The organism is Puerhibacterium sp. TATVAM-FAB25 (assembly GCF_046535855.1).
GTDB lineage: Bacteria > Actinomycetota > Actinomycetes > Actinomycetales > Cellulomonadaceae > Puerhibacterium > Puerhibacterium variabilis_A.
Window position 1 is genome coordinate 1 of sequence record NZ_JAXUAK010000006.1, and the last position, 23149, is coordinate 23149.

A 23149-nucleotide genomic window follows, 5' to 3' on the forward strand; every position below is an offset into this window, starting at 1 on the left:
TGCCGCCTTCGCGGCCTCGAAGGCGGCCACAACTCAAGTCTCGGCGTGAGGGGGGGTCCCAGGAGCGGCGCCGAGCCGCGTAGGAGGGAGCGAGTTGCGCGGCTGGCTACCATGGAGGCACAGGCGTCGACCCGGCCATCACCGGCGAGCCTCCGGAAGAACGGCGGTTCCCGCGTCCCGCGGAGAAGCTCAGTAGAACCGGACGGGTAGGCCCGTCACAGCCGTGAACGAGCGGTCGGCCCGCTCGTCGTCGCATGACGTGCGCTCTCGCACGTCGCATATGCGACGACGCCGGACCGGCAAGCGGGGTGGTACCGCGGCACCGCCGGCGCAGCAGCGCGCAGGCGACGTCGTCCTCGCAGCAGAGAACGTGCCCGTACCGCCCGCACCACCGCTCGAGGAGCCGCCCGCCATGGCCTATCCGCTGCACGCGCCGTCCGAGAACCCGGCCGAGAACCAGGCCGAGTGCAAGGCCGGAGAGAACCAGCCCGGAGCCCGGCCCGGCGCCGCCTTCGGCATCCCCGCCTCGCCGGACCTGCCCGCGCTCGAGCGCGGCGTGCTCGACTACTGGGCGGCCGACGACACGTTCAAGGCGTCGGTGGAGAAGAACCCGACCAGCGAGGACGGCGGCGACGAGTTCGTCTTCTACGACGGCCCGCCCTTCGCCAACGGCCTGCCGCACTACGGCCACCTGCTCACCGGCTACGCCAAGGACGTCGTCCCGCGCTACCAGACGATGCGCGGGCGCCGCGTCGAGCGCCGGTTCGGCTGGGACACCCACGGCCTGCCGGCCGAGCTCGAGGCGATGAGCCAGCTCGGCATCAAGACCAAGGACGAGATCCTCGAGCTGGGCATCGAGAAGTTCAACGAGGCCTGCCGCCAGTCGGTGCTGCGGTACACCTCCGAGTGGCGCGACTACGTCACCCGCCAGGCGCGCTGGGTGGACTTCGACAACGACTACAAGACGTTGAACCTGTCCTACATGGAGTCCGTCATGTGGGGCTTCAAGCAGCTGTGGGACAAGGGCCTGGTCTACGAGGGCTTCCGCGTGCTGCCCTACTGCTGGAACGACCAGACGCCGCTGTCCAACCACGAGCTGCGCATGGACGACGACGTCTACCAGCAGCGCCAGGACCCGGCCGTCACGGTCGGCTTCCGCCTCACCGAGGTGCCGGGCACGGCCGAGGCCGCCGGCGTGCGCGCGGGCGACCTGGTGCTCATCTGGACGACGACGCCGTGGACGCTGCCGAGCAACCTGCTGGTGACCGTCGGCGCGGACATCGAGTACGTCGTCGTCGAGTCGCGCTTCACCGGCACCCGGGAGCGCTACCTCCTCGCCGCCGACCGCCTCGCCGCCTACGAGCGCGAGCTCGCCGACGAGGGCGTCGAGGACGTCGCCACGCAGGTCGTCGCGCGCCTGCGCGGCGCGGACCTGGTGGGCGCCGCCTACGAGCCGCCGTTCACCTACTACCGCGGGCACGCCCGCGCCCACCGCGTCGTCGAGGCGGACTACGTCACGACGACGGACGGCACCGGCCTGGTCCACAACGCCGCCGCGTTCGGCGAGGAGGACAAGGTCGTCACCGACCGCGAGGGCGTGGACCCGGTCATCCCGGTCGGCGCGGACGGCAAGTTCACCTTCCCGGTCGTCGACTACGAGGGCCTGCAGGTCTTCGACGCCAACCCGGTGATCATCGACCACCTCAAGGCCCGCACCCGGCTCGGCGGCGGCGCCGACGAGGCCGAGGTCGGCGCCCTCGGCGCCACCAGCGCCGGCACGGTGCTGCTGCGCCGCGAGTCCTACGCGCACTCCTACCCGCACTGCTGGCGCTGCCGGCAGCCGCTGATCTACATGGGCGTGTCCTCCTGGTTCGTGGCCGTCACGAAGATCAAGGAGCGCATGCTCGAGCTCAACGAGCAGATCTCCTGGACCCCGGACCACATCCAGCACGGCCAGTTCGGCAAGTGGCTCGAGGGCGCCCGCGACTGGTCCATCACCCGCAACCGGTTCTGGGGCTCCCCGGTGCCGGTGTGGAAGTCGGACGACCCCGAGCACCCGCGCGTCGACGTCTACGGCTCCCTGGAGGAGCTGCAGCGCGACTTCGGCGTCGAGGTCACCGACCTGCACCGGCCGTTCATCGACCGGCTCACCCGGCCCAACCCGGACGACCCGACCGGCAGGTCCACGATGCGCCGCGTCGAGGACGTCATGGACGTGTGGGTCGACTCCGGCTCGATGCCGTACGCCCAGGTGCACTACCCGTTCGAGAACCGCGAGTGGTTCGAGAGCCACTACCCGGGCGACTTCATCGTCGAGTACATCGGCCAGACCCGCGGCTGGTTCTACACGCTGCACGTGCTCGCCACGGCGATCTTCGACCGGCCCGCGTTCCGCACGTCCGTCTCGCACGGCATCGTGCTGGGCTCCGACGGCCGCAAGATGAGCAAGTCGCTGCGCAACTACCCGGACGTCAACGAGGTGTTCGACCGCGACGGCTCGGACGCCATGCGGTGGTTCCTCATGTCGTCGCCGATCCTGCGCGGCGGCAACCTCGTGGTCACCGAGGAGGGGATCCGCGACTCGGTGCGCCAGGTGCTGCTGCCGCTGTGGAGCACGTACTACTTCTTCACCCTGTACGCGAACTCCGCGAAGGACGGCGCCGGGTACACGGCGCAGCAGGTCACGCCCGAGCGCGTGCCCGGCCTGCCCGCCCTGGACCGCTACCTGCTGGCCCGCACCCACGACCTGGTCGGGCGCGTCACCGAGCAGCTCGACGCCTACGACATCGCCGGGGCGTGCGAGTCCGTGCGCGAGCACCTGGACGTGCTGACGAACTGGTACGTGCGCACCCAGCGCGACCGGTTCTGGGAGGAGGACGCCGACGCGTTCGACACCCTGTACACCGCGCTCGAGGTGCTCTGCCGCGTCATGGCGCCGCTCGCGCCGCTGCTGACCGAGGAGGTGTGGCGCGGCCTGACCGGAGGGCGCTCGGTGCACCTGGCCGACTGGCCGGCCGTAGGCGCCGACGGCACCCACGCCGCGCTCGTGGCCGACGACGCCCTGGTCGCCGCCATGGACGAGGTCCGCGCCGTCGTCTCCACCGCCCTCGCGCTGCGCAAGGCCAACAAGCTGCGCGTGCGCCAGCCGCTGGCCCGCCTCACCGTGGCCGTCGAGGACCCCGAGGCGCTGCGCGACTACGCCGGCCTGCTCGCGACCGAGCTGAACGTCAAGGCCGTGGACCTCGTGCGGGCCGACGCCGGCGCGGCCGAGCGGTTCGGCATCACCGAGCGGCTGGCGGTCAACGCCCGCGCCGCCGGCCCGCGCCTGGGCCGCGGCGTGCAGGCGGTCATCAAGGCCGCCAAGGCCGGCGCGTGGCGCCAGACGCCCGACGGCGTCGTCGTCACCACCGACGACGGCGACGTGCCGCTGCTCGCGCCCGAGTACGAGCTGACGACGGTGGTGGGCGACGAGGCGGGGGAGAACGTGGCCGCGAGCGTCCTGCCCGGCGGCGGCTTCGCCGTCCTCGACCTGGCCCTCACGCCGGAGCTGGAGGCCGAGGGCTACGCCCGCGACGTCGTGCGCGACGTGCAGGACGCCCGCAAGGCCGCCGGCCTCGAGGTGAGCGACCGCATCCGGCTCGAGCTCGACGTGCCCGCCGAGCGCGTGGCCGACGTCGAGGCCCACCGCGAGCTGGTGACGAGCGAGACGCTCGCCGTCGAGCTCGCGGTGACCGGCGTCGACGGCGTCGAGCGCGCCGTCCGCGTCGCCAAGGTCGAGGCGGGGGAGGCCCGGTGAGCGCGGCCAAGGACGCCAAGGGCGCCAAGGGCTCCGGCCGCAAGGCCGCCCAGCAGGCCGCCGAGGAGGCCGTCGCGCAGGAGTCGCTGCGCGAGGTCTACCGGGAGATCATGTCGCGCGCCCCGGAGCACGACATCGACCCGACCCTCGACCGGGTGCGCCGGGTGCTGGAGCTGCTCGGCGACCCGCAGCGCGCCTTCCGCGTGGTGCACCTGACCGGCACCAACGGGAAGACGTCGACGGCCCGCATGGTGGAGAGCCTCGTGCGCGAGCACGGGCTGCGCACCGGCCTGTTCACCTCGCCGCACCTCACGAGCGTCACCGAGCGCATCCAGGTCGACGGCGAGCCGCTGAGCGCGGCGCGGTTCGTCGAGGTCTTCCAGGACGTCGCGCCGTACGTCGGCGTGGCGGACCGCGAGTCCCAGGAGGCCGGCGGGCCGCGGCTGAGCTTCTTCGAGGTGCTCACCGTGATGGCGTTCGCCGCGTTCGCCGACGCCCCGGTGGACGTCGCCGTCGTCGAGGTCGGCATGGGCGGGTTCTGGGACTCCACGAACGTCGCCGACGGCGACGTCGCGGTGGTCACGCCCGTGGCCGTCGACCACGAGCGCTGGCTCGGCGCGACGGTCGAGGAGATCGCCACCGAGAAGTCCGGGATCATCAAGGCGCGGTCCACCGCGGTCGTGGCCGCCCAGACCGAGGAGGCCGACGCCGTCCTGCGCGCGCGGGCCGCCGAGGTCGGGGCGCGGCTGCTGCGCGAGGGCGTCGAGCTGGAGGTGGCCGGCCGGCAGCTCGCCGTCGGCGGGCAGATGGTCGACCTGCGCACCCCGGCCGGGCTGTACAGCGGCGTCTTCCTGCCGCTGCACGGCGCGCACCAGGCGCACAACGCCCTGCTGGCGCTGGCCGCCGTCGAGGCGCTGCTCAGCGGCGGAGGGGCGCTCGAGGGCCCCCTCGTCGAGGCCGGCTTCGCCGGGGTCACGTCGCCCGGGCGCATGGAGCTGGTCCGCGCCTCGCCGACGGTGATCGCCGACGCCGCGCACAACCCGCACGGCGCCGAGGCGCTGGTCGCGACGCTCGACGAGGCGTTCGACTTCCGCCACCTCGTGGGCGTCGTGGCGATCATGGCCGACAAGGACGCCGAGGGGCTGCTGGCGGCCCTGGAACCGACGCTGGCCGAGATCGTCGTCACCCGGAACTCCGCGCCCCGCTCGGCGGACCCGCAGGACCTGGCCGAGGTGGCCCGCGACGTCTTCGGCGAGGACCGCGTGCACGTGGCCGAGCGGCTCGACGAGGCGCTGCAGGTCGCGGCCGACCTGGCCGAGCGTCACGATCCCGTCGGGTCGGGCCTGGGCACGGGCGTGCTCGTGACGGGTTCGGTGATCACGGTCGCCGACGCGCGGATCCTGCTCGGCCGCGGCTGAGCGACCGCCGCGCCGCGGCGCGGCGCGGCGCGGGACCGGGTGAGGGAGCCGTCTGCCGGGACCGCGTCTGGGGACCCGTCAGCACCCTGTCAGAACCCCGGTGCGCCCCGGCGCACCGGGGTTCTGACACGCCCGGGACCGCGACACGGCCCTGGCCAGCACATTTACGCAACATCCCCGTTGCGGAATTGTTGGACGGGGCGAGTTTCGCGTGCTTAGGTAAGGCACTGCTAAGTCGCCCGCGCCCAGCGCCGTGGCGGCCTGCGCCCTTGACCGTCCCCTCGCCGAGGAGTCCCCGCGTGACCACCGTCCGCTCCACCCTGCGCGCCGCCCGCCTGGCCGCCCCGGCCGCCGTCGCCGCGCTCGTCCTGGCCGCCTGCGGCGGCACGTCCGACGCCGGCGAGGCCGCGTCCTCCGAGCCCGCCGGCTCCGCCTCGGCGTCGGGCCCGATCACCGTCGAGCACGCCCAGGGCAGCACCGAGCTCGAGGGCACCCCCGAGAAGGTCTTCGTCTTCGACTTCGCCGCGGCGGCCGTCATGCAGGAGATCGGTGTCGAGATCGACGGCATCCCGAAGAACAACCCGCCGGCCGGGTTCGAGGACCTCGCCGCCGACGAGGACGTCGTCGACGTCGGCACGCTCTTCGAGCCGGACTACGAGACGATCGCCGCCGAGGCTCCGGACCTCATCGTCGTGGCCGGCCGCTCCGCCGCCGCCTACCCGGAGCTGGAGAAGATCGCCCCCACGGTCGACCTGTCCAACGACTGGACCGACAACGTCGCCTCCTCCGAGGAGAACGCGCTGAAGATCGGCGAGATCTTCGGCAGGACCGACGAGGCCCAGCGGCTCGTGGACGAGCTCGACGCCTCGGTCGCCGTGGTCGCGGGCAAGGCCGAGGGCGCGGGGGACGCGCTCATCGTGCTCACCTCCGGCGGCAAGGTCACCGCCTACGGCCCCGGCGGCCGCTTCGGCTTCCTGCACGACCAGCTCGGCTTCGCCCCGGCCGCGGAGGTCACCGAGGAGGCCCAGCACGGCCAGGCGATCTCGTTCGAGTTCATCGCCGAGAACGACCCCGAGTGGATCTTCGTCATCGACCGCGACGCCGCGACCGGCGAGGGCAGCGAGGCCGCCGAGCAGGTCATGGACAACGAGCTGGTGAACCGGACGAAGGCCGCGCAGGACGACCGCGTCGTCTACGTCGACCCGACGAGCTGGTACATCATGGGCGGCGGCGTCGTGGCCCTCCAGCAGATCGCCGACGACGTCTCGGCCGTCCTGGACGAGAAGGCCTGACGTTGGCCGCAGCCACCGTCGCGGCGCAGGCCGGGGAGCGCACCGCGACCCCTGGCCTGCGCCGCGCGCTGCTGTGGGGCGGGTCCCTGACCCTCCTGGCCGCCGGCGCCGTCGTCTCGCTCCTGGTCGGGGCGGGCGACGTCTCGCTCGGCGCCCTGCTGGCGGGCGACCCGCACGCCTGGGAGCTGGTGCGGCTGTCGCGGCTGCCGCGGACCGTGGCCCTGCTGCTCGCCGGGGCGGCCACCGCCGTCGCCGGCGTCGTCATGCAGATGCTCGTGCGCAACCGGTTCGTCGAGCCGTCGACGATCGGGACGACCGAGGCGGCCTCGCTCGGCCTGCTCGCGGTGACGATCTGGGCGCCGGCCACGAGCATGACCGGCAAGATCGCCGTCGGGTCCGTCGCCGCGGTGCTCGGCACCCTGCTGTTCCTCGGCGTGCTGCGGGCCGTGCCGATCCGCTCGGTGGTCACCGTGCCGCTGGTGGGGATCATGCTGGGCGGCGTCGTCGGCGCGCTGGCCGCCTACCTGGCCTACCGGTACGACCTCATGCAGACCCTCTCGGCGTGGCTGACCGGCGACTTCTCCGGCGTGATGGAGGGCCGTTACGAGCTGCTCTGGCTCGTCGGCGCGATGGCGCTGGTCGTCTACCTCGTCGCCGACCGCTTCACCGTGGTGGGCATGGGCCGTGACGTCGCCACGGCGCTCGGCCTGGGCTACCGCGGCGTGATGGCGCTCGGCCTGGCCGTCGTCGCGGTGTCCTCGTCGGTCGTGGTCGTCACCGTCGGCGCGCTGCCGTTCCTCGGCCTCGTCGTGCCCAACGTCGTGAGCATGCTCGTCGGCGACAACCTGCGCCGCTCCCTGCCGTGGGTGGCGGTGCTCGGCGCCGGGCTCGTGCTCGTGTGCGACGTCGTGGGGCGCCTGGTGATCCGGCCGTACGAGATCCCCATCGGCGTCGTCATGGGCGTCGTCGGCGCCGCGGTGTTCCTCTGGCTCCTGCTGCGAAAGGCCCCCGATGTCGGCTGAGGTCCTCCAGCACCCCCTCGACGCCGTGCGCGCCGCCGCGGGCGGCGCGGGCGACGCCGGCCCCGGCGCCGGCAGCACCGACGCCGAGCGGCGGCGCCGCCGGCGCGAGGTGCTCGTGCTCGCCGGGCTGGCGCTCCTGGCCGTGGTCGTGGTCGCCGTCTACCTCACGGTCGACGTCCGCGCCGGGTGGGCGTTCGTCCTGCCGTTCCGCGGGCGGCGCGTGGCCGCCATGGTCGTGGTCGGCGTCGCCGTGGCGGTGTCCACCGTCGTGTTCCAGACGCTCACGGCCAACCGCATCCTCACGCCGTCGATCATGGGCTTCGACGCGCTGTACCAGACGATCCAGACGACGCTCGTGTTCGCCCTCGGCGGCGTCGCGGTCGCGAGCATCGGCGCGGTGCCGCAGTTCGGCGTCTCGGTCGTCGTCATGCTCGCCGCCTCCCTGGCGCTGTTCCTGGGGCTGTTCGGCGGCGCGCGCCGGTCGCTGCACCTGGTGCTGCTGGTCGGCGTCGTGCTCGGCACGCTGCTGCGCTCGGTCACCGCGCTGCTGCAGCGCGTCATGGACCCCAGCGAGTTCCAGGTGCTTCAGGGCCGGCTCTTCGCCAGCTTCAGCGCCGTGGACGAGCGGCTGCTCGTCGTGGCCGCCGTCGTGGTCGCCGCGTGCACCGCCGTGCTGTGGGCGCTGCACCGCCGCCTCGACGTGCTGGCCCTCGGCCGCGAGACCGCCGTGACGCTCGGGCTCGACGTGCGCCGCACGTCGCTGGTGCTCATCGCGCTCGTGGCGGTGCTCGTCTCCGTCTCCACGGCCCTCGTGGGCCCCATCACCTTCTTCGGGCTGCTCGTCGCGAACCTCGCGTACGCGCTGGCGGGCAGCCACCGGCACGCGGTCACCCTGCCGACGGCGGCGCTCCTCGCCGTCGTCACGCTCGTGGGCGGACAGGCCGTGCTGGAGCACCTGCTGGGCCAGGACACCGTGCTCAGCGTCGTCGTCGAGTTCCTGGGAGGGATCGTGTTCATCGGCATGCTGGTCGCGGGGAGCAGGCGGCGATGACGGCGACGACGAGCGCGCCCGCCGGCGCGATGCCCGGCCCCGCGGGCGAGGCCGCGCCGCGCGCCCGGTCCATCCGCGCCGAGGGCGTCACCAAGCGCTACGGCACCTTCGTCGTCGTCGACGACGTGTCCATCGACCTGCCGGCCGGCGGCGTCGTGTCGATCATCGGGCCCAACGGCGCCGGCAAGTCGACCCTGCTGTCGATGGTGGCGCGGCTGCTGCCGGCCGACGGCGGGCGCGTGGTCGTCGACGGCGACGACGTGGCCCGCACCGCGGGCGACGTCATGGCCCGCCGCCTGGGCATCCTGCGCCAGGACAACCACCTGGCCGTGCGCCTCACCGTGCGCGACCTGGTCACCTTCGGCCGCTACCCGCACACCAAGGGCCGCACCACGGCCGAGGACCGGGCGCACGTCGACGCCGCGCTGGAGTACCTCGAGCTGGCCGACCTGCAGCACCGGTTCCTCGACGAGCTGTCCGGCGGGCAGCGCCAGCGGGCGTTCGTCGCCATGGTGCTCGCGCAGGACACCGACTACGTGCTGCTCGACGAGCCGCTCAACAACCTCGATCTCAAGCACGCCCGGGCCATGATGGCGCTCGCGCGCCGCGCGGCGGACGACCTCGGCAAGACGGTGGTGACCGTGCTGCACGACGTGAACTTCGCGTCGTGCTGGTCGGACGTCGTCGTGGCGATGCGCGACGGGCGCGTGGTCGCGCACGGGTCGCCGCAGGAGGTCATCACCACCGAGGTGCTCACCGAGGTCTACGAGGTGGACGTGACCATCCACGAGGTCGACGGGCGCCGCGTGGCGCTGTACTACACCTGAGCGCCGCCGTCCGAGACCTTCCGGCGGGCCGTCGGGGCCCGCGGGCGGGCCGGTGACCGGCGCCCTCCAGGGGTGAACGGGCGCCCGGGCTCTGGGCGCGGGACCCCTGCCGGGTGTGGAATGGCCCCGGAGGCCCTCGACGGCGAGGGCCCCGGGGAGAGGACGCACTGATGAAGAAGCTGCTCGACGACCCGGCGAACGCCGTCGACGACTCGCTCGCCGGCTTCGCGCGCGCCCACGCCGACCTGGTGGAGGTCCACTACTCGCCCACGTACGTCACCCAGGCCGGCGGCGCCGTGGCCGGCAAGGTCGGCCTCGTCTCCGGCGGCGGCTCGGGCCACGAGCCGCTGCACGCCGGCTTCGTCGGCGACGGCATGCTCGACGCCGCCGTGCCGGGCGCGGTCTTCACCTCGCCCACGCCCGACCAGATCCAGCCCGCCATCCAGGCCGCCGACTCCGGCTCGGGCGTCCTGGCGATCGTCAAGAACTACACCGGCGACGTCCTCAACTTCGAGACCGCCGTCGAGCTGGCCGAGGCCGAGGGCGTCGAGGTCGCCACCGTGGTCGTGGACGACGACGTCGCGGTGGAGAACTCCCTGTACACCGCCGGGCGCCGCGGCGTCGCCGGCACGGTGATGGTCGAGAAGCTGGCCGGCGCCGCGGCCGCGCGGGGCGACGACCTGGCCGGGGTCCGCGGCGTCGCCGAGCGTGTCGTCGCGGGCGTGCGCTCGATGGGCGTCGCGCTGTCGCCGGCGACGGTCCCGCACGTCGGGCGCCCCGGCTTCGACCTCGCCGACGACGAGATCGAGATCGGCATCGGCATCCACGGCGAGCCCGGGCGCCGCCGCGTGCCCATGACGTCGGCCGCCGAGGTGACCCAGGCGCTGCTCGACCCCGTGGCCGACGACCTGGCCCTGGAGTCGGGCGAGCGCGTGCTGCTGTTCGTCAACGGGATGGGTGGCACGCCGCTGAGCGAGCTCTACGTGGTCTATGGTCGGGCGCACGACCTGCTCGCGAAGCGTGGCGTCGAGGTGACGCGCTCGCTCGTGGGCAGCTACGTGACGTCGCTCGAGATGCAGGGCGCGTCCGTGACCGTGCTGCGCCTCGACGACGAGCTCGAGACGCTGTGGGACGCCCCGGTGCGCGCCGCCGCGCTGCGGTGGTGAGGCAGCGGTGGTGACGCCGCGGCGGTGAGGGTGCCGGGGCACGAGGGTCGGCACGCGGGCCCGGACGGGCCCGCGGGACGAGGAAGGCGGAGGACCGAGGGATGACGCTCGACGTCGAGTGGGCGAAGCGGTGGGTCCGCACGGCCGCGGACGCGGTGGCCGCGAACCGGGACGCGCTGACGGAGCTGGACCGCCAGATCGGTGACGGCGACCACGGGGCGAACCTGGACCGGGGCTTCCGCGCCGTGGTGGCGAAGCTGGACGAGGCCGCGCCGGACGGCGGACCCGCGCAGGTGGGCGACGTCCTCAAGCTCGTGGCGACGACCCTCATGTCGACCGTCGGCGGGGCGGCCGGCCCGCTGTACGGCACCGCCTTCCTGCGGGCGTCGAAGGTCTGCGGACGCGAGTCGATCGAGGCGCCGAGCGTCGTCGCGCTGCTCGAGGCCGCGCTCGAGGGCATCGAGGCGCGCGGCCACGCACACCCGGGCGAGAAGACGATGGTCGACGCGTGGCAGCCCGCCGTCGAGGCTGCCGGCAAGGTCGCGGGCGACGGCGGGGACGGCCTGGCGGTGCTGCGTGCCGCGGCCGACGCGGCCGACGCCGGGGCGACGGCCACGGTCCCGCTCGTGGCGACCAAGGGCCGGGCGTCCTACCTCGGCGAGCGGTCCGCCGGCCACGAGGACCCGGGCGCGCGCTCGACGGCGCTGCTGCTGCGCGCCGCGGTCGCCGCGGCCGAGGCGGCCGACCCCGCATGAGCGTCGCCCTGGTGCTCGTCTCGCACTCCGCGCGGCTGGCGGAGGGCACGGCCGAGCTCGCGGGGCAGATGGCCCCGGACGTCGCGGTGCTGCCGGGCGCCGGCATGCCCGACGGCACCCTCGGCACCTCGTACGACGTCGTGCGCACCGCCGTGGACGCCGGGCTCGGGCGGGGGGACGCGGTGGCCGTGCTCGCCGACCTCGGCTCGGCGGTGCTGACGGTCGAGTCCGTGCTGGAGCTCGACGACGACCTCGCCGGGCGGGTGCGGCTCGCCTCGGCGCCGTTCGTCGAGGGCGCGGTGGCCGCCGCCGTGGCGGCGCAGCAGGGCAAGGACCTGGCCGACGTCGTCGCCGCGGCGGAGGCGGCCGGCGCGACGTTCGCCGCCGCCGCCGGGGCGCCGGCGGAGGCGCCCGACGGGGGAGCGGCGGTCCCAGAGGCGGCGGAGGGGGTGACCGCAGGGCCGGCGGACGCCGCCTCGCCGGCGGCCGGCGCGGACGCCTCGCAGGTGGCGCGCGTCGTCGTGCGCGACCCGCTGGGCCTGCACGCGCGCCCGGCCGCCGTCCTGGCCAGGACCGTCGCGGAGCTCGGCGTGCCGGTCACCGTCGACGGTGCCGACGCCTCGAGCCTGCTGCAGCTCATGACGCTCGGGGTCCGCGGCGGCGCCGAGGTCGAGGTCGCCGCGAGCGGCCCGGGCGCCGCCGGCGCCGTCCGTGCTGTCGTCGCGCTCCTGGAGCAGGACCCCGACGCCGCGACGTGACGCACGCCACAGCCTATTGCGCTTGGTGCAGATTTGCAGTGACTGCATGATTGTGGGGTGACTACCACGACCCCTGGCCTGCGCGCGCGCCAGAAGCAGGCGCGTGCCGACGCGATCGTCGACGCCGCCCAGCGGCTCGTCCTCGCGCACGGGTTCGACGCGGTCACCGTCGAGGCGATCGCCGAGGAGGCGGGCGTCTCGCCGCGCACGTTCTTCAACTACTTCGACACCAAGGACGCGGCCGTGCTCGGCCACCGCGAGCTCGACCTCGACGAGCAGGTCGCCGCCGAGTTCGTCGCGGGCGGGCCGACCGGCCGCTTCCTGCCGGACCTCGAGGTGCTGCTGCAGGCGGTCCTCGAGGGCGTCACGGCGCACCCCGAGCGCGGCGAGCGCGCCTTCCGCGTCATGGAGGCCGAGCCGCGCCTCGTGGCCCGGCACCTCGGCTGGCTCGAGGCGCACCGGGCGCAGCTGGAGACGCTGCTGGCGCAGCGCCACCTCGCGCGACCGCTGCCCGCCGGCCCGGCGTTCTGCTCCCACCTGCTCCTCACGCTGGTGCGCGCCACCGGCGAGCGCTGGGACGCCGCCGGGCGCGGGCCGGACATCACCGAGCACCTGCACGCCGCCGTCGCGGACCTCGCGGCCGTGGCGGACGCCTGACCGGCGGCCCCTGCACCGCCTCCGCACCACCGCCTCCGCACCACCGCAGACCGCTGCCCGGCCCCACCGGGCGGCCCGCCGACCTCGCCCCGGAGCGCCCGCGCCCGGCGGCGGCCGACCCTCGCCCCACCCGTCACGACTCAGGGAGAACCGTGAGCCACACCCCGACAGCGACGGCGGACAAGCCGCTCGTCGTCCTGACACCCCGCACCATCTGGCTGATCTTCGGCGCCCTCATGGCGTCGATGTTCCTGTCCTCCCTCGACCAGACGATCGTCGGCACCGCGATGCCCACGATCGTCGGCGAGCTCGAGGGCGTGGCCCACCAGGGCTGGGTGATCACCGCCTACATCCTCGCCATCGCCGTCGCGATGCCGCTGTACGGCAAGTTCGGCGACCTGTGGGGCCGGCGCTGGCCGTTCCTCGTCGCCGTCGCCCTGTTCACGATCGCCTCCGCGGGCGCCGGCTTCGCGCAGAGCTTCCCCGAGCTGGTCGCCTGGCGCGCCGTGCAGGGCCTCGGCGGCGGGGGCCTGATGATCCTGTCGCAGGCGATCATCGCCGACATCGTGCCCGCCTCGGAGCGCGGCAAGTACATGGGCCCCATGGGCGCCCTCTTCGGCATCTCCGCCGTCATCGGCCCGCTCATGGGCGGCTGGCTCACCGAGGGCCCGGGCTGGCGCTGGACCTTCTGGATCAACGTGCCGGTCGGCGTCGCGGCGTTCGCCGTCGCCTGGTGGGCGCTGCGCCTGCCGACCCACCGCGCCCGGCGCCCCGTCGACTGGGCGGGCATCGTCACCATGGCCGTGGCCACCACCGGCATCGTCGTGCTGACCAGCTGGGACACCATCGTCGAGGGCGGCTACGACTGGGCCGACTGGCGCCTGCCCGCCCTGCTCGCCGTGACCCTGGCCTCGGCGGCCGCGTTCGTCCTCGTCGAGACCCGCGCCGCCGAGCCGCTCATCCCGCTGCGCCTGTTCAAGAACCCCACGTTCACGATCACCACGCTCATCGGCCTGGTGGTGGGCATGGGCATGTTCTCCGCGATGGCGATGCTGCCCACGTTCCTGCAGATGTCCACCGGCGCCGGCGTCACGGAGTCCGGCTGGCTGATGCTGCCCATGATGGCGGGCGTGATGCTCACCTCGATCGTCTCGGGCCTGGCGATCGCCAAGACGGGGCGGTACAAGATCTACCCGGTCGCCGGCCTGGTCGTGGTGGCCCTCGGCATGGTGTGGCTCACCCGGATCACCGGTGAGATGTCGCTCGTGCTCTTCGGCGCGATGATCTTCGTGCTCGGCGCCGGCCTCGGCCTGGTCATGCAGACGGTCGTGCTCGCGGTCCAGAACGCCGTCGACCCGCACGAGCTCGGCACCGCGACGTCGTCGAACAACTTCTTCCGCGAGATCGGCGCCGCGGTGGGCACCGCCCTGTTCACGACGATCTTCACCTCCCGCCTCACCGACAACCTCACCGGCGTGTTCGGCGGCCAGGGCGGGGCCGACCCCGCCGCGTCCGAGGCGGCGCTCACGCCCGCCGCGGTGGAGGCGCTGCCCGAGCCGCTGCGCACGGGCGTCATCGACGCCTACGCCGACGCGCTGGCCCCGGCGTTCTGGTACCTGATCCCGCTGGTCGTCGTCGGCGTCGTGCTGGCGCTGTTCCTGCGCGAGGTCAAGCTCTCCGACGTCGCCGGCATGGTGGCGCGCGGCGAGGCCCAGGCCGACCCGGCCAAGGCGGGGACGAAGGCCACGTCCCGGGCCGAGGGGACCGAGGCCGTCGGCCGCGACGGCGACGGCGTGCTGGTGACCGGGTCCGCGGACCCGGCCACGGTGCCGACCTCGGACCCGGCCGCGTCCCCGGCTTCCTCCCCGGCTTCGGACGGGCGGCCCGCCGCGGATATCGTGGACCGGTGAGCAAGGACCGTCCCGCCCCCGGCGACCGCATCAAGCCGAAGAAGCCCGCCCGCGTGCAGTTCACCTCCACGGTGCTGGCGCTCGAGGCCTTCTGCGTGGCGTTCGCCGCGGTGGCGCTGTACGGCCTGCGCGACATGCCGTACGAGAAGGGCCCGTTCGAGCTGCCGACGCCGACGGCGATCTGGGTGGCCGGCGGCACGCTGTTCGTGGTGCTGCTCGTGCTGTCGCGGATGATGGGCACGCCCGGGGGCTACGTCGCCGGGTCGGTGGCGCAGGTCCCGGTGCTCGCGATGGGCCTGGTGCTCACCATGATGTGGGTGGTCGGCGTGATCTTCGTGATCATGTGGGTCGTCTCGCTGCGGCTCGGCGGGCGGATCGACCGGGAGCGCGCGGAGTACGACGCCGCGCACCCGGAGACGGCGCCGAACGCCTGACCGCCGCGCCCGCGCCGTCCGTCCCCCAAGGACCACCGGACCGCCCCGCCGTCGACCTCGACGGCGGGGCGGTCCGCTCTCTCCGGGCCCGCTCCGCGAGCCGCTCCCTCGTGACCGCCGTCCCGGGACGGCGCGGCACGGCGGCCCGATAGGCTTCGGGCCATGACGCAAGCCACCGCTTCTGCCGCCCCCGCCGTCGAGCGCACGCTCGTGCTGGTCAAGCCCGACGGCGTGCGCCGCGGGCTGGCCGGCGAGGTGCTCCGGCGCATCGAGGCCAAGGGTTACACGCTGGCCGCCGTGCAGCTGGTCACCGCGACGCCCGAGCTGCTCGCCGAGCACTACGCCGAGCACGTGGGCAAGCCGTTCTACCAGCCGCTCGTCGACTTCATGCTGTCCGGCCCGACGCTCGCCGTCGTCGCCGAGGGCCAGCGCGTGATCGAGGGCTTCCGGTCGCTCGCCGGCACCACCGACCCGACGACCGCCGCCCCCGGCACCATCCGCGGCGACCTCGCCCGCGACTGGGGCCTCAAGGTGCAGCAGAACATCGTGCACGGCTCCGACTCCCCGGAGTCGGCCGAGCGCGAGATCAAGCTCTGGTTCCCCGGCCTCTGACCGGACCGCCCGGCGTCCCCGCGCCGCACGCCTGACGCCTCCGCCCGCCGCCGTCGACCGACGCCGGCGGGCGGAGGCGTCTGCGTCTGGGGCCCGGCGTCGGGCCCCGCCGGACCCCGCACCTGTTCGGTGATTCGTCGGCTGATCGGTGATCCGGACCGCCGATCAGCCAACAAATCACCGATCGGACCGGAGGGTCGGTCCCGTGAGGGCGGGCTCGGGGAGTGCGGGCTCGGGGAGGCGCCGTCGGGCGTCGCGCCCGGGCCGGCTCCGCGGCCGCGTCGGCGCCGGCGGCTAGGCTCCCGCCGTGCACCTCAAGACGCTCACGCTCCGGGGCTTCAAGTCGTTCGCCTCGGCGACGACGCTGCGCCTCGAGCCGGGCATCACGTGCGTCGTGGGCCCCAACGGCTCGGGCAAGTCGAACGTCGTCGACGCCCTGGCCTGGGTCATGGGCGAGCAGGGCGCCAAGAGCCTGCGCGGCGGCAAGATGGAGGACGTCATCTTCGCCGGGACCACCGGCCGCCCGCCGCTGGGCCGCGCCGAGGTCTCCCTGACGATCGACAACACCGACGGCGCCCTGCCGATCGACTACACCGAGGTGACGATCTCCCGGACCCTCTTCCGCAGCGGCGGGTCCGAGTACGCGATCAACGGCACCCCGTGCCGCCTGCTCGACATCCAGGAGCTGCTCAGCGACTCGGGCATCGGGCGCGAGATGCACGTGGTGGTGGGCCAGGGCCAGCTCGACGCCGTGCTGCGGGCCACGCCCGACGAGCGCCGCGGGTTCGTCGAGGAGGCCGCCGGTGTCCTCAAGCACCGCAAGCGCAAGGAGAAGGCCCTGCGCAAGCTCGACGCGATGCAGGGCAACCTCGCGCGCCTCACCGACCTCACCGCGGAGCTGCGCCGCCAGCTCGGCCCGCTCGGGCGGCAGGCCGAGGCCGCGCGCAAGGCCCGCACGGTGCAGGCCGACCTGCGCGACGCGAAGGCGCGGCTGCTGGCCGACGACCTCGCCCAGCTCGTCGCGCAGATCGAGGCGGACACCGCCGACGAGGCGGCGCTGCACGAGCGCCGGCGCGTCACCCAGGAGGCGCTCGAGGCCGCGCGGGCGCACCTGTCCCGGCTCGAGGTCGCCGCGGCCGGCACGACGGCGGCGGCCGCCCGCGCCGCGGACACCTTCCACGCCCTGTCGGCGCTGCGCGAGCGGCTGCGCGGTCTGCAGACCCTGGCCGACGAGCGCGTGCGGCTGCTGGGCACGACGGAGCCCGAGCACCGCGGGCAGGACCCCGAGGCCCTCGAGGAGCAGGCCGAGCGCGCCCGCGCCGCCGAGGCGGAGCTGGAGCGCGAGGTCGAGGCCGCCCGCGCCGCGCTGGACGCCGCCGTGCGGGCCCGCACCGCCGCCGAGGAGGCCGCGGCCGTCGCCGAGCGCGAGCTCGCCGCCCTGCAGCGCGGCGCCGCCGACCGCCGCGAGGGGCTGGCGCGCCTCGCCGGCCAGGTCGGGGCCCGCCGCTCGCGCGTCGAGGCGGCCGAGGCCGAGATCGAGCGGCTGCGCGCGGCGCTCGAGGACGCCGAGCGGCGCGCCCAGGAGGCGACCCGGGAGTTCGCCGCCCTCGAGACCCAGGTCGTCGGGGCCGAGGCGGGGGAGGAGGGCCTCGACGCCGAGCACGAGGCCGCCGCCGACGCGCTCGAGGACGCCCGCGGCGTCGTCGTCGACCTCGAGGCGCGGGCGGACGCCGCCGAGAAGGAGCGCGCCACCTGGTCGGCACGCGTGGAGGCGCTCGCGCTGAGCCTCGACCGCAAGGACGGCGCCGGGGCGCTGCTCGCGGCCGACGCGCCCGGCGTCCTCGGCTCCGTCGCGGCGCTGCTCGGCGTCGAGCCCGGGTACGAGGCCGCCGTCGCCGCGGCCCTCGGGCCGCTCGCCGACGCGGTCGCCGTCGCCGACCTGGACGCCGCGGTCGACGCGCTGCGCCTGCTGCGCGACGAGGACGCCGGCCGGGCCGGGCTGGTGGTCGGCGCGCCCGACGACCGTGGGCACCCCGGTGCGGAGCCCGGTGCGGCGCCGGCCGACGACGCGTGGCCTGACGGCGCCCGCCGCGCGCTCGACGTCGTGAGCGTCGGCGGACCCGCCGCCGCGCCGCTGCGCGCCGTGCTGGCGGACGTGGTCGTCGTCGACGACCTGGCCCAGGCGCGGGCCCTGGTCCGCGCCCGGCCGGACGTCGTCGCCGCCACGCGGGCCGGCGACCTGCTCGGCGGCGCGCGGGCGTGGGGCGGCTCGGCGGCGGCGCCCAGCGTGCTGCACCTGCAGTCGGCCCTCGACGAGGCGCGGCAGCAGGTGGCGGAGGCGACGGCGGCGGGGGAGCGCTGCCGGTTCGAGCTCGTCGCGGCGCGCGAGAGCCTCGAGGCGGCGCAGGAGCGCTACGACGAGACGCTCGACCGCCTGCACGAGTCGGACGCCGCGCTCGCCGCCGTCGCCGAGCGGCTCGGCACGCTGGGCTCGGCGCAGCGCGCCGCCCGCGCCGAGGCCGAGCGCCACCGCGCGACGCTGGAGCAGGCGCTCGCGCGCCGCGAGGCGGACGAGGCGGAGCTCGCCGAGCTCGCCCGCCGCCTCGAGGTCGCCGAGGCCGAGCCGGCGCAGTCCGAGGAGGAGCTCGCCCGCGTCCAGGAGTCCCGGGACGCCGCGCAACGGGCGGCCACCGCCGCGCGCACGGCGGAGACCGAGGCCCGGCTCGCCCTGCGCACCTGCGAGGAGCGCGCCCGCGCCGTCGCCGGCCGCGCCCACGGCCTGGCCCGTGCGGCGGCGCAGGAGCGCGCCGCCCGCGAGCGCGCCGCGGTCCGTGCCCGGGAGCGCGCCGCACAGGCCCGGACGGCAGCCGCCGTGCGCGACGACGCCGCGACGGCGCTGGCGGCGCTCGGGCGCTCGATCGAGCGGGCCGCGGCCGAGCGCGCCGCCGCCGAGCAGGAGCGCACCGCACGGGCGCACGAGCTCGACGCCGTGCGCGCCGAGACCGACCGGCTGGCCGGCGAGCTGCGCGACCTCACCGACGTCGCCCACCGCGACGAGGTGGCGCGCGCCCAGCAGCGGCTGCGCCTGGAGCAGCTGCAGGCGCGCGCCGCCGACGAGCTGGGCACCGACGCCGAGACGCTGGTCGAGGAGCTCGGCCCGCACCGCCCGGTCCCCGTGCCGCGGCCCGAGGGCGCCGCCGAGGAGGACCCCGACCCGGACCCCGTGCCCTACGTCCGCGAGGAGCAGGAGAAGCGCCTGCGGCAGGCCGAGCGGGCGCTCGCCCGCATCGGCACGGTCAACCCGCTGGCGCTGGAGGAGTTCGCCGCGCTCGAGGAGCGCCACCGGTTCCTCACCGAGCAGCTGGCCGACCTCAAGAAGTCGCGCCAGGACCTGCTGCACATCGTCGAGGAGATCGACGAACGGGTGCAGCAGGTGTTCGCCGAGGCGTTCCGCGACACCGCGGCGCAGTTCGACCGGGTGTTCCCGCGGCTGTTCCCCGGCGGCGAGGGCCGCCTGGTGCTCACCGACCCGTCCGACCTGCTGACCACCGGCATCGAGGTCGAGGCGCGCCCGGCGGGCAAGAAGGTCAAGCGCCTGAGCCTGCTGTCCGGCGGCGAGCGGTCGCTGACCGCCGTGGCGTTCCTCGTGTCGATCTTCAAGGCCCGGCCCTCGCCGTTCTACGTCATGGACGAGGTCGAGGCGGCCCTGGACGACGTCAACCTGGGCCGGCTGCTGGAGATCTTCACCGAGCTGCAGCGCGACTCCCAGCTCATCGTCATCACCCACCAGAAGCGGACGATGGAGGTCGCCGACGCGCTGTACGGCGTCACGATGCGCGGCGACGGCGTCACCACCGTCATCTCACAGCGTCTCCGCGAAACTGCCGACGCCTGAGCACGCATCGTCCGGCGGGTTCCCAGAAAGTCGCGCGACAATGGGCGCCATGGTCACGTTCGTCGTCTGGTGCCTCGTCACGCTCGTGCTCGTCGCCACGGTCTTCCTCGTGGCGCACGTCATGCAGCGGGCCGAGGCGGATCCCGGCGAGGTGACGATCGGCGGCCTGCGCGGATGGTGGCGCAGCTTCCGCTCCGGCCTGGCCCTGCGGCGCGACGAGGTGCCGCGGCCGGTCGACACGGACCTGGACACGTTCTTCGCCGGGCGGGTGGAGTCGGGCCCGGCGTACGTGGACGCCGACGAGATCGGCGACGTCCTGCAGCGCGCCCGCCAGCAGGCGCGCAGCACGCTGCACCCCAACGGGCAGCCGCGCCCCCGCTGACGCGCTGAGGGCCTGCCCCGCCCCTCCCGGCGGGCGGGTCTGGGAGACTGGGGCGCGTGAACGACGTCCTGCTCTGGCTCATCCCCCTCGTCGTGCTCGTCGCCGGCGGCGGCACCGCGGCCTACCTGGTGCCGCGGGCCCAGCGGCGCAAGGAGCTGCCCCCCGGCACCGTCGTCGAGCCCCCCGCCGAGCGCGAGGAGGCGCCGGCGGCGCGCGCGGGCACCACCGTCCTCGAGCCGCCCGCCCCGGAGGCGCCGGCCGAGGCGGCGCCGCAGGCCCCGCCCGCCCCGGCGATCGAGCGCCCCGAGCCCGCCGCCTGCCGCCTGGTGCGGCTGCGCGACCGCCTCGCCCGCTCCGGCTCGCCGCTGGGCGCCCGGCTCCTGGCCGTGCTGTCGCGCGACCAGCTCACCGAGGACGACTGGGACGAGCTGGAGGAGACGCTCCTGCTCGCCGACATCGGCGCCGGCCCGGCCGGCGAGCTGCTCGACGCGCTGCGCACCCGCGTGCGCGTGCTCGGCGTGAGCGACCCGCAGGCGGTGCGCGCGCTGCTGCGCGAGGAGCTCGTGCGCCTGGTGGACCCGACGCTGGACCGCTCGCTGCACCTCACCGGCACGGCGGCCGAGGACGGCACCCGCAAGCCCGCCGTGGTGCTCGTGGTCGGCGTCAACGGCACCGGCAAGACGACGACGGTCGGCAAGCTCACCCGCGTGCTCGTCGCCGAGGGCAAGGACGTGGTGCTCGGCGCCGCCGACACCTTCCGCGCCGCGGCGGCCGACCAGCTCCAGACCTGGGGCTCGCGCGTCGGCGTGCCGACGGTGCGCTCGGACCGCGACGGCGCCGACCCCGCCGCCGTGGCGTTCGACGCGGTGCGCCGCGGCGTGACCGACGGCGCCGACGTCGTGCTCGTCGACACCGCCGGGCGCCTGCAGAACAAGGCGGGGCTCATGGACGAGCTCGGCAAGATCATCCGCGTGGTCTCGCGCGAGGCGGCCCCCAGCGAGGTGCTGCTGGTGCTCGACGCCACCACGGGCCAGAACGGCATGACCCAGGCGCGGGTGTTCGCCGAGGTCGCCGGCGTCACCGGCATCGCGCTGACCAAGCTCGACGGCACCGCCAAGGGCGGCATCGTCGTGGCCGTGCAGCGCGAGCTCGGCGTGCCGGTCAAGCTCGTCGGCCTGGGGGAGGGCCCGGACGACCTCGCCCCGTTCGACGCCGAGCAGTTCGTCGACGGCATCCTCGGCGCCTGAGCCGAGGCGCCCCTCGACGGCGCCTGAGCCGCGCCCCGCGACGGCGCGCACGCACCACCCACGGCGGGGCCGTGGCCGGATCACGGTCCGGTCACGGCCCCGCCGTCGTCGTCCCGCATCTCGGACGATCCGGGCACGGAAACCCGATGTTTACCCGTGGCGCGCCACTGTCACACCGCCGTAACACCGGGACACCGCCGCCGAAACCCCGCTCCTCGACGGTGGTGCCAGACCGGTCACCGCGGCCGGCTCGTCGAGAGAGGCGATCGGGATGGAATTCGAACTGGACAGTGGCAACACTGCCTGGCTGCTCGCTTCCGCGTCGCTCGTGCTGCTGATGACGCCGGGCCTGGCGTTCTTCTACGGCGGCATGGTGCGCGGCAAGAGCGTCCTCAACATGATGATGATGAGCTTCAGCGCCATCGGCGTGGTGGGCCTCATCTGGGTGCTCTACGGCTACTCGCTGGCGTTCGGCTCCGACGTCGCGGGCCTGTTCGGCAACCCGGCCGACTACTTCGGCCTCACCCTGGACAACGCGGCGAGCCCCACCACGGGCGTCGGCATCCCGGCCCTCGTGTTCGCCGGCTTCCAGGCCACCTTCGCGATCATCACGGTCGCCCTGATCTCCGGCGCCATCGCCGACCGCGTGAAGTTCGGCACCTGGATCGTGTTCACGATCATCTGGGTGACGGTCGTCTACGCGCCGCTGGCGCACTGGGTCTGGGGCGGCGGCATGTTCGGCGCGGACGGCTGGCTGGCCTCGGCCCTGTCCCTGCCGATCGACTTCGCCGGCGGCACGGTCGTGCACATCAACGCCGGTGCCGCGGGCCTGGCGCTCGCCCTGGTCATCGGCAAGCGCAAGGGCTTCGGCAGGGAGCCGATGCGCCCGCACAACCTGCCGTTCGTCATGCTGGGTGCCGCCCTGCTGTGGTTCGGCTGGTTCGGCTTCAACGCGGGCTCCGAGCTCGCCGCCGACGGCACCGCCGGCCGCGCCTGGGTCAACACGCTCGTGGCCACCGGCGTCGCGATGCTCGCCTGGCTCGCCACGGAGAAGTTCCGCGACGGGCACGCCACGTCTCTCGGCGCCGCCTCCGGCGTCGTCGCCGGCCTCGTCGCCATCACCCCGGCCGCCGGCACCGTCGACACCTACGGCGCCATCGTCATCGGCCTCGTGTCCGGCATCCTCTGCGCTCTCGCGGTGGGCCTGAAGTACCGCTTCGGCTTCGACGACTCGCTGGACGTCGTGGGCGTCCACCTGGTCGGCGGCCTCGTCGGCACGGTCCTCATCGGCTTCTTCGCCACCAACGGCCGCTACGACTCGTTCTACTTCGAGGGCTCGCAGGACGGCCTCTTCTACGGCGGCGGCGTCACGCAGCTGCTCAGCCAGATCGTCGCCGCGGTCATCGCCCTCGCGTTCAGCTTCGTGCTCACCGCGATCATCGGCCTGGTCCTCAAGGCGACGCTGGGCTGGCGCATCCCCGAGGAGAACGAGGTCGCCGGCATCGACCTCGCCGTGCACGGCGAGACGGCGTACGAGACCATCACGCAGGGTACGGGTTCGGTCATCAGGGAGGTCCGCGCATGAAGCTCGTCACCGGGGTCATCCAGCCCCACCGCCTGGACGACGTGAAGTCGGCCCTCGAGGCCGCGGGCGTCCGCGGCATGACCGTCAGCGAGGCCAGCGGCTACGGCCGGCAGAAGGGCCACACCGAGGTCTACCGGGGTGCCGAGTACACCGTGGACCTGGTGCCGAAGGTGCGCGTCGAGATCCTGGTCGACGACGACGACGCCAAGGCCGTGGTCGACGTGGTCGTCGGCGCCGCGCAGACCGGCAAGATCGGCGACGGCAAGGTCTGGGTCGTGCCCGTCGACGACGTGGCCCGCGTCCGCACCGGCGAGCACGGCGTCTCGGCCCTCTGACAGCCGC

The 23149-nt window shown here is 74.7% G+C and carries 18 protein-coding genes; all 18 read left to right on the top strand.

Annotated features, from left to right (window positions below; translation table 11 throughout):
* Positions 1-412 precede the first annotated feature (412 nt).
* The gene (gene ileS / locus U5M74_RS07555) at positions 413-3796 is read left to right on the top strand and encodes an isoleucine--tRNA ligase (protein WP_410907692.1); all 3384 of its coding nucleotides are present in this window, start codon (positions 413-415) and stop codon (positions 3794-3796) included.
* Entirely contained in the window at positions 3793-5214 is a 1422-nt protein-coding gene (locus tag U5M74_RS07560; protein ID WP_410907694.1) for a bifunctional folylpolyglutamate synthase/dihydrofolate synthase, read from the top strand. Before ileS ends, U5M74_RS07560 begins: the two co-directional genes overlap by 4 nt.
* A gap of 299 nt (positions 5215-5513) precedes the next feature.
* Complete coding sequence (locus tag U5M74_RS07565; RefSeq protein ID WP_410907696.1) at positions 5514-6506, top strand: siderophore ABC transporter substrate-binding protein; 993 nt, start codon at positions 5514-5516, stop codon at positions 6504-6506.
* Between the two features lie 2 nt (positions 6507-6508).
* Positions 6509-7528 carry an ABC transporter permease gene (locus tag U5M74_RS07570; RefSeq protein WP_410907698.1) on the top strand — a complete coding sequence of 340 codons (1020 nt, stop codon included), beginning with the start codon at positions 6509-6511 and terminating at the stop codon, positions 7526-7528.
* Positions 7518-8579, top strand: coding sequence for an iron chelate uptake ABC transporter family permease subunit (locus U5M74_RS07575; protein WP_410907700.1), 1062 nt, complete (start codon positions 7518-7520; stop codon positions 8577-8579). The genes U5M74_RS07570 and U5M74_RS07575 overlap by 11 nt, the downstream gene beginning before the upstream one ends.
* A gap of 29 nt (positions 8580-8608) precedes the next feature.
* Positions 8609-9406, top strand: a complete 798-nt coding sequence (locus U5M74_RS07580; protein ID WP_410907983.1) for an ABC transporter ATP-binding protein — start codon at positions 8609-8611, stop codon at positions 9404-9406.
* Positions 9407-9576: 170 nt separating this feature from the next.
* Positions 9577-10572: a dihydroxyacetone kinase subunit DhaK gene (gene dhaK / locus U5M74_RS07585; RefSeq protein ID WP_410907702.1), complete on the top strand. Its 996-nt coding sequence runs from the start codon at positions 9577-9579 to the stop codon at positions 10570-10572.
* 101 nt (positions 10573-10673) lie between these two features.
* Complete coding sequence (dhaL, locus tag U5M74_RS07590; RefSeq protein ID WP_410907704.1) at positions 10674-11327, top strand: dihydroxyacetone kinase subunit DhaL; 654 nt, start codon at positions 10674-10676, stop codon at positions 11325-11327.
* Positions 11324-12085, top strand: a complete 762-nt coding sequence (gene dhaM, locus U5M74_RS07595; RefSeq protein WP_410907706.1) for a dihydroxyacetone kinase phosphoryl donor subunit DhaM — start codon at positions 11324-11326, stop codon at positions 12083-12085. The genes dhaL and dhaM overlap by 4 nt, the downstream gene beginning before the upstream one ends.
* Before the next feature lie 57 nt (positions 12086-12142).
* Positions 12143-12742, top strand: coding sequence for a TetR/AcrR family transcriptional regulator (locus U5M74_RS07600; protein ID WP_410907708.1), 600 nt, complete (start codon positions 12143-12145; stop codon positions 12740-12742).
* Positions 12743-12894: 152 nt separating this feature from the next.
* Positions 12895-14652, top strand: a complete 1758-nt coding sequence (locus U5M74_RS07605) for an MDR family MFS transporter (protein ID WP_410907710.1) — start codon at positions 12895-12897, stop codon at positions 14650-14652.
* Entirely contained in the window at positions 14649-15086 is a 438-nt protein-coding gene (locus tag U5M74_RS07610) for a DUF4233 domain-containing protein (RefSeq protein WP_410907712.1), read from the top strand. The genes U5M74_RS07605 and U5M74_RS07610 overlap by 4 nt, the downstream gene beginning before the upstream one ends.
* 162 nt (positions 15087-15248) lie before the next feature.
* Positions 15249-15698, top strand: coding sequence for a nucleoside-diphosphate kinase (gene ndk, locus U5M74_RS07615; RefSeq protein WP_410907714.1), 450 nt, complete (start codon positions 15249-15251; stop codon positions 15696-15698).
* A 307-nt stretch (positions 15699-16005) separates the two neighbouring features.
* Positions 16006-19593 carry a chromosome segregation protein SMC gene (gene smc / locus U5M74_RS07620; protein ID WP_410907716.1) on the top strand — a complete coding sequence of 1196 codons (3588 nt, stop codon included), beginning with the start codon at positions 16006-16008 and terminating at the stop codon, positions 19591-19593.
* 49 nt (positions 19594-19642) lie between these two features.
* Positions 19643-19975, top strand: coding sequence for a hypothetical protein (locus U5M74_RS07625; protein ID WP_410907718.1), 333 nt, complete (start codon positions 19643-19645; stop codon positions 19973-19975).
* Between the two features lie 56 nt (positions 19976-20031).
* The gene (gene ftsY / locus U5M74_RS07630; protein ID WP_410907720.1) at positions 20032-21222 is read left to right on the top strand and encodes a signal recognition particle-docking protein FtsY; all 1191 of its coding nucleotides are present in this window, start codon (positions 20032-20034) and stop codon (positions 21220-21222) included.
* A 271-nt stretch (positions 21223-21493) separates the two neighbouring features.
* On the top strand, positions 21494-22807 hold the full coding sequence (locus U5M74_RS07635; protein WP_410907722.1) for an ammonium transporter: 1314 nt from the start codon (positions 21494-21496) through the stop codon (positions 22805-22807).
* Complete coding sequence (locus tag U5M74_RS07640) at positions 22804-23142, top strand: P-II family nitrogen regulator (protein WP_069984561.1); 339 nt, start codon at positions 22804-22806, stop codon at positions 23140-23142. The genes U5M74_RS07635 and U5M74_RS07640 overlap by 4 nt, the downstream gene beginning before the upstream one ends.
* The last annotated feature ends 7 nt before the right edge of the window (positions 23143-23149 follow it).

Bases quoted from the DNA above. Each gene is read 5' to 3' on its own strand.
- ileS (WP_410907692.1), top strand. From the start codon at position 413: ATGGCCTATCCGCTGCACGCGCCGTCCGAGAACCCGGCCGAGAACCAG.
- U5M74_RS07575 (WP_410907700.1), top strand. From the start codon at position 7,518: ATGTCGGCTGAGGTCCTCCAGCACCCCCTCGACGCCGTGCGCGCCGCC.
- U5M74_RS07580 (WP_410907983.1), top strand. From the start codon at position 8,609: ATGCCCGGCCCCGCGGGCGAGGCCGCGCCGCGCGCCCGGTCCATCCGC.
- dhaK (WP_410907702.1), top strand. From the start codon at position 9,577: ATGAAGAAGCTGCTCGACGACCCGGCGAACGCCGTCGACGACTCGCTC.
- dhaL (WP_410907704.1), top strand. From the start codon at position 10,674: ATGACGCTCGACGTCGAGTGGGCGAAGCGGTGGGTCCGCACGGCCGCG.
- dhaM (WP_410907706.1), top strand. From the start codon at position 11,324: ATGAGCGTCGCCCTGGTGCTCGTCTCGCACTCCGCGCGGCTGGCGGAG.
- ndk (WP_410907714.1), top strand. From the start codon at position 15,249: ATGACGCAAGCCACCGCTTCTGCCGCCCCCGCCGTCGAGCGCACGCTC.
- U5M74_RS07625 (WP_410907718.1), top strand. From the start codon at position 19,643: ATGGTCACGTTCGTCGTCTGGTGCCTCGTCACGCTCGTGCTCGTCGCC.
- U5M74_RS07635 (WP_410907722.1), top strand. From the start codon at position 21,494: ATGGAATTCGAACTGGACAGTGGCAACACTGCCTGGCTGCTCGCTTCC.
- U5M74_RS07640 (WP_069984561.1), top strand. From the start codon at position 22,804: ATGAAGCTCGTCACCGGGGTCATCCAGCCCCACCGCCTGGACGACGTG.